The organism is Mesorhizobium sp. M5C.F.Ca.IN.020.32.2.1, assembly GCF_004023105.1.
In the GTDB taxonomy this organism is placed as follows: Bacteria; Pseudomonadota; Alphaproteobacteria; order Rhizobiales; family Rhizobiaceae; genus Mesorhizobium; species Mesorhizobium wenxiniae.
This window is the reverse complement of record NZ_RZSX01001371.1, coordinates 1-1010: the sequence shown is the minus strand read 5'-3', so window position 1 is coordinate 1010 and position 1010 is coordinate 1. Positions and strand designations below refer to the sequence as shown.

General features: G+C 61.5%; 2 protein-coding genes. Both read right to left on the bottom strand.

Features of this window, described 5'->3' with window-relative positions:
• Positions 1–563, bottom strand: a 563-nt coding sequence (locus tag EOA86_RS36090) for a YebC/PmpR family DNA-binding transcriptional regulator (RefSeq protein WP_128345797.1), incomplete at its 3' end; no start/stop codon positions are given.
• A gap of 220 nt (positions 564–783) precedes the next feature.
• Positions 784–1010 (bottom strand): helix-turn-helix transcriptional regulator (locus EOA86_RS36085; RefSeq protein WP_164892388.1); only part of this gene is annotated, 227 nt, incomplete at its 5' end.

Sequence of the window (1010 nt, the reverse complement as noted above, 5' to 3'; positions counted from 1 at the left end):
CCTTCCAGCGCCTTTGACACTTCGCCGAGGTTCTCGAAGGCGCAATAGATCGTGTGCCCTTCCTCGTCCGACTGGACGTCGTCGCCACCGGCTTCGATCTCCTCGTCCATGACCTTCTCGGCACTGCCGACTGACGCCGGATAGAAGATCTCGCCGACACGGTCCCACATGAACGACACCGAGCCGGTTTCGCCCATCGCCCCACCGGCCTTGGTGAAGGCGGCGCGCACATTCGACGCCGAGCGGTTGCGGTTGTCGGTCAGCGCCTCGACGATCAGCGCAACGCCACCCGGCCCGTAACCTTCGTAGCGCACGGCTTCGTAAGTCTCGGCGTCGCCCATCGACGCCTTGTTAATGGCTCGCTGGATGTTGTCCTTCGGCATCGACACCGCTTTGGCGTTCTGCACGGCAAGACGCAGGCGCGGGTTCATCGACGGATCCGGCGTGCCGCTCTTGGCGGCGACGGTTATTTCGCGCGCCAGCTTGGAAAACATTTTCGACCGCACCGCGTCCTGGCGGCCCTTGCGGTGCATGATGTTCTTGAACTGTGAATGGCCAGCCATGGCACCCCTGTCGTCTTCTTGGCAGAGCATCCTGCAGCGAGACCTCGCCTTTTGCCAAAATGCTCGAATTCATAATTTCAGAACGTTCCTGGTGCGTCCGGATGGACGTACGGCGCTCTATCTCGGAATGGCCGGCTTATAGATAAATCGGCTCAATTCGTCCAGCCGCGCCGTAACGGTGGTGCGCAACACCGTCCGCCAGCTGCATTCCTGCGGCCATTCACCCGTCCAGATCGGATTTCAGCCGGTCGAGAATGCTGATCGCATGCGTGGCGTACTGGCTGATCCAGCGATCGTGGATCTGCTTGATCGGCAGCGCATTGAGATGATTCCAGCGTTCGCGCCCCTCGCGCCGCGCGACGACCAGGTCGGCTTCCTCCAGCACTTTCAGATGCAGCATGACGGTGCAGCGGTCCATGTCGGGAAAGGCATCGCACAGCATGCCGG